General features: G+C 50.4%; 6 protein-coding genes. 3 read left to right on the top strand and 3 right to left on the bottom strand.

Features of this window, described 5'->3' with window-relative positions:
- Window positions 1–174 precede the first annotated feature (174 nt).
- Entirely contained in the window at window positions 175–2,721 is a 2,547-nt protein-coding gene (locus tag J0895_RS13595) for an XDD3 family exosortase-dependent surface protein (RefSeq protein WP_207088622.1), read from the bottom strand.
- Between the two features lie 134 nt (window positions 2,722–2,855).
- Between J0895_RS13595 and J0895_RS26760 the strand changes: the two genes are divergently transcribed.
- Both J0895_RS26760 and J0895_RS13585 read left to right on the top strand, forming a co-directional pair.
- Window positions 2,856–3,146 carry a DUF4926 domain-containing protein gene (locus J0895_RS26760; protein ID WP_340643511.1) on the top strand — a complete coding sequence of 97 codons (291 nt, stop codon included), beginning with the start codon at window positions 2,856–2,858 and terminating at the stop codon, window positions 3,144–3,146.
- Between the two features lie 437 nt (window positions 3,147–3,583).
- Window positions 3,584–4,468 carry a DUF1361 domain-containing protein gene (locus tag J0895_RS13585; RefSeq protein WP_207088620.1) on the top strand — a complete coding sequence of 295 codons (885 nt, stop codon included), beginning with the start codon at window positions 3,584–3,586 and terminating at the stop codon, window positions 4,466–4,468.
- Here J0895_RS13585 and J0895_RS13580 read toward each other — a convergent pair.
- Window positions 4,465–6,921 carry a putative PEP-binding protein gene (locus J0895_RS13580; RefSeq protein WP_207088619.1) on the bottom strand — a complete coding sequence of 819 codons (2,457 nt, stop codon included), beginning with the start codon at window positions 6,919–6,921 and terminating at the stop codon, window positions 4,465–4,467. The two genes, J0895_RS13585 and J0895_RS13580, sit on opposite strands and share 4 nt — an antisense overlap.
- A 131-nt stretch (window positions 6,922–7,052) precedes the next feature.
- Between J0895_RS13580 and J0895_RS13575 the strand changes: the two genes are divergently transcribed.
- Window positions 7,053–7,733, top strand: a complete 681-nt coding sequence (locus J0895_RS13575) for a ComF family protein (protein ID WP_207088618.1) — start codon at window positions 7,053–7,055, stop codon at window positions 7,731–7,733.
- 194 nt (window positions 7,734–7,927) lie between these two features.
- Here the strand turns inward: J0895_RS13575 and J0895_RS13570 are convergent.
- Window positions 7,928–8,641: ribokinase (locus tag J0895_RS13570; protein WP_207088617.1), on the bottom strand; the 714-nt coding region annotated here is incomplete at its 5' end.

Raw genomic sequence — 8,641 nt, 5'->3', positions numbered from 1 at the left:
GTCACGGGCAATCAGCGGCTTAAGCGCCTGATACAGTACAGGAGGCAGAGCCTCCAATGGGGCGTGAACTGGGAGAAAAACCCCGTCCACGGGGTTTTTCAAGGGTTCAAGGTAAAGCTGAGTGAAACAGCAGGAATCGTTCACCCAAGAGCCTCGCGGCTTGCTCTGCAGAGGCTAGACTGCGCGGCGACGGCGACGCAAGGCAGCACAAGCCCCAGTTATAGCCATTAACCCCAGGACGGAAGAGGGTTCAGGAACAGACATGGCGGAGAGCGCCTCGGCTTCGCTGTTGGGAATCCCACCGGGATTATCGGGGGTCCGTGCGCCAACGCGGTCTTCTAAGGCTTGTTCTCGCTGGTTTTCGTTGTTAGCCTGGGCGAGGGATTCCTGCATGGTTTCTCGCCGCGCCTCGGCGATGGCTGTATCTCGAACTTGAGAAATTTGCCCTTCAATATCTAGCAGTAGTGCATTCTTGCGTTCGTTTTCAGCGGATTTTTCACTCAGGGCGCTGTTTTTCTGACTCAGGGCTTGGGTTTGACGACTTGCGGCTTGTTGCTTCAAGTTATTTTCGCGATTGCGATCGCCCTGCGCCTGATTCCGTGCTTGCCGTCGTTCCTGGCGAACGGTCGAGAAGAGAGCAGCTTCGGCTTCCTCACGACGGTACTCACTGCCAACGGTTTTGGGTGCGCCCACTTCACCGATGATTTCAGTGCGGTATCCGGTGATATTGCCGTCTTCATCGTAGAGGGGAATCTGCACCGTCACATCTGACTGGCTATAGGTGGCGGGGTTGCCGTTAGCATCGAAGATCGGGCGATCGCTATTTCGAGCATCCTGTCGCAAAACTGAGTTGAAATAACTCCATGCGTTATCAAACAAGGTATCAAGAGAGGTTTTCCAGTCCCCGGAATTGAGTTCGTTGATGAACTCCTGAGTCCGAGCGATTTCACTTTCATAGAACTCGCGGCGTTCGGCTTTTTGGCTGGCGGTGAGGCTACTGTTGCTATCTAAGGCCCCTAGATTCTGAGAGGCTTGCTGCTGAATGGATTGAAGACGATTTCGTAGAGTGTTGGTTTGATAAAACTGCTCTAACTGATTGTCCAGTTGAGGCTTGCGCTCCTGGGCGGTTTGCAACTGCTGTTGTAGGCTACTGATTTGGCTGTCAGCCTGACTAATTTGGGTTTGGTAGCCTTGGATGGTGTTCTGACGTTGCTGTGTGACTTGATTCTCAAAATTACTAATCCGCTGCGAGAACAGAGTCAACTCTTGTTCATCCTTAGCCGCACTTCCATCGTTACGGATAGCGATCCAATCTCCACTGTAAGCCTCTTGTAACGCTAACTGTTCTTCCCGGGTGCGACTATCCCATTGATTGGCTTGTTTGTACTGTTCCCACGTTGCCTTGCGGACTGAGAGGTCTTCTACAGCGGCGTAAGCTTGTTGGATGGTCCCACTGGCATTCTGGCGAGCAGTTGCTAAGGCGGAGGCGGAGCTGGGAACGGCGTTGAATTGGCTGATTGCGGTCTGCCGTAGCTGGGTCTGGGTTTGAATTTGTCCAGGGATTTCAGTCAGGGTTCGGGTGACCTGCGTAATTTGGTTGACGATATTATTGCGCCGGTTCCGCTCAGTGGCAATGATACCGTTGCCCTGTCCTCCCGAACTAGACCGGGCTAACTGGGTCACTTCATTGTTGCGAACATTAATTTCCTCACTCCATAGCCGACTGGCTTCGCTGTTGGAGGTTTGCCGCCGCTCTTCATACATTTGGGATTGAGTCTGATGGACATCAGCTTGTTGTCCCTGGGCATCGGCTTCGGATTGGTGGGTATCGGCTGCGGCTTGTTTTTCGACCATCACCTGGTCATGATGGGCGAGTTGTTCGTCATGACCTTTCTCGTTCCAGTTATAGCCATATTCTTCACCAATGCCTTTCAGGGCCTCCACGTCTTTGGGTAGGGGGGGAGGTAATTCAGGTAGTATCGCATCGAGATTGAATTTGAATCCGAAGATTTCACTTCCCCCAAATTGGTTGAGATTAAATCCGGCGTTGGCTAGCTGTAGAACACTCAACATTTGGAAGCCATCGTTTTGAACCCGGTTGCCGCGGCTGATGACGTTATAGCCGGGACCGTTGGGGTTGAGGTAGTTATTGGAAACGCCTAAGTCTCCATAGAAGTTGGGACTGCTGGTATCGACCATCCCTTCGTAGTTGCCGTAAGTCCGATGACCAAAGTTTTGCATCCCTACGGTTTTAGCGGCGACATTTTGATAGATCCCGAGTCCCGCGTTAGCGCCCGAATCCTGGCTGCCGCTGAAGTGAATCCCGTACAGGTTTCCCGCCGTCATGGAGTTTTGGAAGTTATCACCGTCGGGGGTAAAGAATAGGTCTCCATAGAAGATTCGATCTAGGCTGCGATCATATCCGGCACCGGACAGGGGCATATTTCCGGCGAGCGCCACAAAGACGTCACTTTCATTTTGGAAAACTGCCATCCCAGTCATGTCATAGGTGTACCCATCGGTCATATCACCAATGGCATCTTGGGAATATTGCCAACCCATTTGGGGGTTGAGCAACATGGAGGTTCCATCATTATTACATTCTAAAAATAAGCTGAATGTACCGCTGGCGAGTCGGGCGGCTTGGGCGCTTTGGTTTGATAGCGGCAAGAACGCGATCGCGATCGCCACCGCTGAACTGACCTGATTAATTGTTTTCATAATGACTTACCCTGATCTATTGATTTTTTGCTTTGACTAAAGTCTGTCACAATAACTCGGTTTTTTTGTAAAGTTTTTGTAAAAATATTCAGCTAAGAGATTGACAAAGTTGCCTTGAGCCTGCAAATAGAGTTCTGGACATTAAACTCCCAGCCATCCCCAAAGACCCAAAAGCCTTACACCCGCTATCCAAGTCGCGGCGAAAAATATGCCAGCCTTTACAGGGCGATCGCGAAACTACACACTTTGAAACCGGCGAACCCATTCGCCTGCTCAAAGGTCAAGTGGGAACCGTTGTCATGGAATACGGCGATGAAGCGGTTGAAGTTGAATTTGCCAACAACGATGGGACAACCTTCGCCCTGGAAACTCTACCCTGTGATGCGGTGCTACTCCTCCACTACGAAATACTCCAAACGGCTTAAACACCCCCTCGGTCCTACTCTCCCGCCTCTAGTCTTCACGAACAATCAGGGGCTTAAGCTCTAGTCATGTCAAGGTGTATTTGTAGGGGCGCAATGCGCAGGCCCAATTCAGGGCCTGCGCATTGCGCCCCTACATTCCATCACTCTTTTTCGTCATTAAATTTACCACCTTGACAGGGCTAGGGCTTAAGCGCCTAACAGGAGGCAGAGCCTCCAATGGGGCGTGACTCGGCAGAGCTTTCGTCACGAGGGTGGGGTGGGTGAAGTGGGGGATATAGTGAGGAGTGAGTTATGTATAGCCTGATTAGTTCTTTACATACCACAAAATCTCCAATTTGTCAAGACTTTCAGCAATTTGGCAACTCTCAGAATGGAGTGAATATCATAGTAAGGAAGAAAACAAGCTCTGTTGAAAGAATCCCTGAAAGAAAAAGCCTATGACTGCTCAATTGATGGACTGGATGACTGTTGCATGGGGAATCCTGCAAGGCAATCATCGCTTTATGGTGTGGAATACGTTTTTAGCGGTTGTCCCCTTAGCTTTAAGTTTTTGGCTGTTTCACAAACCCCGATCGCAATGGTTGCGGTGGGGGGTGTTTCTTATCCTAGGGGCCACTTTTCTGCCGACTGCTCACCGGGTTTTCCGGACGGGAATTTTCCTGCTTCAACGACTCAGTACCAATTATTTAATCTGGATTCTTATCCTGACTCTGATTTTGATGTCTTCGGAAATTTGGCACTTGCGGCGCACCCAAAATAGCCCAACGGTCTCACGTTCCCTGTTATGGTGGTTGGGATTTGTGGCTTTTATCGCTTTTTTACCGAATGCGCCTTATGTCTTAACCGATGTCATTCATTTAATCAATGATATTCGCGCCGGACACTCGGCCTGGATTATTACTTTAGCTTTGATTCCTCAGTATCTGATATTTATGATGGTGGGGTTTCAATCTTACGTTCTGTCGCTGATTTATTTAACTTGGTATATGGAACGGTGCGGGTTACGTCGGTTTACTCGGGTGGCGGAACTGGTGATACATGGGTTGACGGCAGTCGGTATTTATCTGGGTCGCTTTCAACGGTTTAATAGTTGGGATATTGTCACGGACCCGGATATTTTAGTTAGAAGTGTGATGAATGATTTGATTGGTCGTCTTCCGGTTTTGGTGATGATTGTCACGTTTGTGGTGATTATGGTTTTATACTGGTTATTTAAACAATTGACTTTGGCGCTGATGCACCGCAATAGCACACCGAAAGGTGTCTGGAGTCCAGTCGCCCCAGTGGAGTCTCCAGCAAGGGATTCGGAAACACAGGGTTAGAACAGACAGTCGCCTGAGTCACGACGGGCGAGATCTAAGAGGATGCGCTGTTCGGACCGGGCGATCGCCTGATGAGTGCGAGCGATCGCCTCGGGTTCGACGGAAATTGCATCAATTCCCCAGCGCACAAGCGTATCAATGGTTTCCGGATACCGGGTGGGTGCGCCTCCACAAATCGCACAAGGAATTCCTGCTGCTTTTGCCATCTGAATCAGTTGATGAATCGCCCTCATCACTGCCGGATGGCGGGGGTCAAACACCTGGGACATTTGCTGATTTTCTCGGTCTGCGGCGAGGATAAACTGGGTTAAATCATTGGTGCCGATGGAAATCCCCTGGACTCCTGCTTGCACATAATCTGAGATTAAAAATAAGGCAGAAGGCACTTCGGCCATAATCCAGAGTTGGAAATCCCGAACGCTGTCGAGTTTGAATTGTTGCACCCGACTCCGGCAAAATATAAATTCTTCGACGGTTCGCACAAAGGGAATGATTAACCGCAGGTTTGTCAATCCCTCCTGTTGCAGTTTGGCTAAGGTTTCCAGTTCTAAATCAAATAATGCCGGGTCGAGGAGATAGCTAAATGCGCCATGTACGCCCAAGGTTTGGGCGCTGCGACTGGGGTTGATGCTGGATTGTCCGGGCGACGATCGCATTCCCGGCAAGTCGTACCCGCGCAAATCTAAGGACCGATAAAATACCGGACGGGGAAAGAAAAATTCGGCGACGCGCTTTAAGGGGTCGGTCATCCGGTGGATAAACTCCTGCTGTTTGTGCCGATCGCACCATTGGTAAGGGTCTTCGGATTGGAAAATTTCCAGGGCCATCATTTCCGATCGCAATAAACCGACTCCATCTAAGTAAGAGTCAGCAATTCGGTCTAAAGAACTCGGATGAGACAGGTTCACCAACAACTGTGTAGCGGTGGGAAAGGGTAGGGACAAGGGAGAAGGCAGAGGGTTGGAATCTGGTGAAGGCATTGGATCAGGTAGGGAAACAGCAGAGATAACAGGTTGAGGCGATGATCGCTTAAGACTGGGGTGGACTGTTCCTCCAGGGAGCACAAAGATTTCGCCGGTATCGCCATTCACACAAATTTCTGTGCCAGTGGCGATCGCTTGCGTCACTCCGGCAGCCCCCACTACGGCAGGAATGCCAAATTCTCGGGCGAGAATGGCGGCATGACTGGTCATCCCCCCGGATTCGGTGACGACTGCCGCTGCTTGTCTGACGATATCCAGCCAATGGGGGGCTATTTCCTGGGCAATCAAGATCCGTCCCGGGGGAATATGTTCCAAGACTTCCGTTGGGGAGGTGATGCAATAGGCTAATCCGATGGCGACTCCTTTGGCAGCCCCTGTTCCCAGGAGGATATCGGGTCCCCCTTCTGCGTCGGTTGCCGCTACCGAGGAAGATTTTGGGGAGTATGGAGGGTCTATGGGGGGTGAGATTTTCTGAGGATTTCCCACTTCCACTGTGGTGATATAGATCTGTTCTGTAGCTTTGGCGAGGGTCCATTCTAGGATGAAGTTGCTGTTTAAGTGACTGCCGAGGTTTCGGGCGATCGCCCCCAATTTTTCCAGTTCCTGGGGTTTGAGGGAAAATTCCTGTTGTTGTTCCTCACTCACAAAATAGGGTTGCAGACAACTGTAGGGACTCAGCAAGCTGGTTTCTGCGGTTAACTCATCCCGTGGGGTGGAGTTCAATCTCAAGTCGTAACCGAGATGTTTGTTCCCCAGACTTTGGGCGATCGCATCCCCACTCTCGGAGTGGATTTGATAGGAATCGGGAATCGCCTGTCCCAGTTTAATCGACAGTGCCATTCCCCAGGTGGCTTGAATTTCACAATGCGCTTTGGTATAGGTGAGAGTTCCAGAGGTAATGGCACTGTGTAGGGGTTGCACCAAAACCGCCAGATTCAGTGTACGCAGTTCAATCCGCGATCGCTGCCAATACAATAAACTTCTAGCCCTAAATAACTCCGCCCAAGTTTGCAGTACCCCCAGGGCAATTTCCTCTGGATCGCACAGGCAAACATAGCTTTCCACTAACCCCGAAAATTTGACCGGATTGGGGGTATTTTTCGGGAGGGTGACACTCAGGGACAGGATTAACCCCGGGGAACTCAGTTTTTCAGCGGCGATTGCCAAGTCATTAATCCATTGCTGGGGTAACTCTGCCGCCATCATCTGTTCCCGGATATGTTGGGCGATCGCCTTAAGCTGTCGGGTATCATCCACATTCAGATGCACCGACGAACTCAGGAGTTCGGCAAACAGGGGTTCTTCCCAAGGATAGCTTTCTAAAAATTCTCGCAAGGCGGGGGCCGCCAAGACAAATCCGGGCAACACTGGATAGCCCTGTTGCGCTATCTGACTTAAATAAAATGGATTGTCCCCCACTAAATGTCGTTGTGAGGGTTGAATTTGGTCCAGCCAGTAGAGATGATCCACAATTAAGCAAGCATTCGGACATCCTCTATCATAGTCTGGGTGGCTCCCTTTTGCATGGATTAAAAAAACTGGGTCAACTCGCAGGAGGGGGGCTAAGATGAAAATTTAGAGTCAGAAAGGGAGGTTCGCAGATGATGGGAAATTGGTCGGCAATGGTGAAAGGGTGGGTAAGTTTGTTTTTAAAACCCAACTGTCCTTTGTGCGATCGCCCTGGAAAACCCCTCCTCTGTCCCAATTGCGATCGCCTGTTGCAGCGCCAAAAATTCTCTTTGAGGCAACCGTTATTAAAGGAAACTCCTCCGGTGTTGATTTGGGGTCGCTATGGCGGAGTGATGAAACGGGCGATCGCAGTGATGAAGTACCAAAACTGCCCGGAACTTGCCCGACCATTGGGGTACAATCTCGCTGAAACTTGGTTACAGTCTCCCTTGGCAAAAGCTCAGGGATTAACGGTGGTTCCCATTCCCATGTATCTCGGCAAGCAACAGAAACGGGGATTTAATCAGGCGGAATTACTGGCAAAAAGCTTTTGCGAACTGACGGGATACCCTTTAGAACCTCGGGGTTTAGAACGAGTGGTAGATACGGAGGCGTTAAATAAATTATCCCCTGCGGAACGCAGGCAAACTCTCGCCAATTCAATGACGGTGGGGGCCGGGTTTCGCCGCAGCAAGCCGAAACAGGGGGTGATTTTGCTCGATGACATTTATACTACAGGGGCAACTTGCCGAGAAGCCATTAAAACCCTGTCTCAAGAAGGGATTGCGGTGTATGGGATTGCGGCGATCGCCACGACTCAGCCCTTGGATTAATATCAAGTCTAGTAGATTAACCTAAAAAACCATTTCTTCCTCTTCTCCCCCTTCCCTCTTAGGGAAGTAGGGAACCTAGGTTATCTAAGGGTAAATTTAAGTTACATTTCTTCCTCTTCTCCCCCTGCCCTCTTAGGGAAGGGGGTTGGGGGGTTAGGTCACTCTCGGCAATCAACCAAACATGATATAACCTATCAAGTCTTGATTTTACCCTCCCGGAGAAATTGGTCGAAGGTGAGGCGACTGGGTAAGGCGGATTGAGCACCGGGTTTCGTGACAGTTAATGCACCAGCGGCGGCCCCCCATCTCAGCGCCTCGGGTAAGGGTAATCCTTGGGCGATCGCCACTGCCAATGCGCCATTAAAGGCATCCCCTGCCGCTACGGTATCCACTGCTTCCACTTCAAAGGCGGGGACAAAAAACTGCTCCTCTCCTCTGGCACAGAGTACGCCTTTTCCTCCTAACTTGGCGATCGCTGTTGTGACTCCGAGTGTTTGTAATTTGGTGATTGCTTCTGTGGCTGTTTCTACATCGGTAACGGCAATTCCAGTGAGGATACTTAGTTCGGTTTCATTGGGGGTAATGATATCAATTAGGGAATATAATTCTGGGGGCAGTTCTCGGGCGGGGGCTGGATCTAAAATGACGATAACCCCGGCATCATGAGCTTTTTTAGCTGCTGCTAGGACGGCTGTTAGGGGAATTTCTAATTGTAATAATAATACTGCCGCATTGGGCAATAAATCCGTGAGGCGATCGCAGTCTGATTCATTGAGGCGATCGTTTGCCCCAGGGACAATTACAATGGTATTTTCTCCGGTATCCTCGACGGCGATCGTGGCAATTCCGGAAGACGTAGTTTCATCGATTAAGATGCGATCGCACTTCACCCCGGACTCTTGCAAACT

Origin of the sequence: Phormidium pseudopriestleyi FRX01, from assembly GCF_017313335.1 — a bacterium.
In the GTDB taxonomy this organism is placed as follows: Bacteria; Cyanobacteriota; Cyanobacteriia; order Cyanobacteriales; family Laspinemataceae; genus Laspinema; species Laspinema pseudopriestleyi.
This window is presented reverse-complemented; position numbering and strand designations above follow the sequence as displayed.

What these genes read in the sequence shown, in the direction of transcription:
- J0895_RS13585 (WP_207088620.1), top strand. Translation starts at nt 3,584, where the DNA reads ATGACTGCTCAATTGATGGACTGGATGACTGTTGCATGGGGAATCCTG.
- J0895_RS13595 (WP_207088622.1), bottom strand. Translation starts at nt 2,721, where the DNA reads ATGAAAACAATTAATCAGGTCAGTTCAGCGGTGGCGATCGCGATCGCG.
- J0895_RS13575 (WP_207088618.1), top strand. Translation starts at nt 7,053, where the DNA reads ATGATGGGAAATTGGTCGGCAATGGTGAAAGGGTGGGTAAGTTTGTTT.